The organism is Frankia sp. CoWAU3 (assembly GCF_977971855.1).
On sequence record NZ_CDWWXB010000261.1, the window covers coordinates 2882 to 3768 of the forward strand.

Consider the following 887-nt stretch of genomic DNA (forward strand, 5'->3'; position numbering starts at 1 on the left):
GTCGTCGACCTCCGACAGCGCGTCCCCGTCCGGCGGCTGGTCGGGCGGGACCACGGTGGGGAACGCCGACGGTCCCACGCACGCGTCGACCGGTGGTTCCTGAGATGCCCGGCGCGGCAGCGGCGGTCGAGTGGTCGGTGTGGAGCACGACCGCCCGGCTCGTGGTGACCGAGCCCGGCGCACTGGCCGCCGCCCGGGAGATCGTCGTGGACCATCTCACGGCCGTTGACGAGGTCGCCAGTCGTTTCCGGGACGACGCGGAGATCAACCAGCTCGATCACGCCGATGGGACGCCGCAACGGATCAGCCCGCTGCTGGCGGACCTCGTCGGTGCGGCGCTCCTCGCGGCCCGGCGCACCGACGGGGACGTAGACCCGACCGTCGGCGGACCGCTCGCCGCTCTCGGCTACGACCGGGACATCACGTTGCTGCCGTCGGACGGCCGGCGGCTGCGGGTAGTGCACCGGCCGGCGCCGGGCTGGCAGCGGATCCGGCTGACCGGGAACACAATGACGCTGCCGGACGACGTGCGGCTCGACCTCGGAGCGACGGCGAAGGCGCAGGCCGCCGACCGCTGCGCCGCTCTGGTCGCCGAACGGCTCGGCACCGGCGTGCTGGTCAGCCTCGGCGGGGATGTCGCCACCGCCGGGAACGCGCCGGAGGGCGGCTGGCGCATTCGGGTCCAGGACCGCCCGGGCGAGCCCGCCTGCACCATCACCCTGGCCGCCGGGAGCGCCGTCGCGACGTCCAGCACCCTCGGGCGGCGGTGGCGGCGCGGCGGGCGGCTCCTGCACCACATCCTGGATCCGCGCACCTGCCAGCCCGCGCCGGTGGTCTGGCGGACCGCCACCGTGGCGGCCGCGAGCTGCCTCGACGCGAACACGGCG

The 887-nt window shown here is 75.8% G+C and carries 1 protein-coding gene; it reads left to right on the top strand.

Annotation, left to right across the window (positions count from 1 at the left end; genetic code table 11):
* Positions 1-104: 104 nt before the first annotated feature.
* Positions 105-887, top strand: a 783-nt coding sequence (locus tag AC08ON_RS16755; protein WP_476617313.1) for an FAD:protein FMN transferase, incomplete at its 3' end; no start/stop codon positions are given.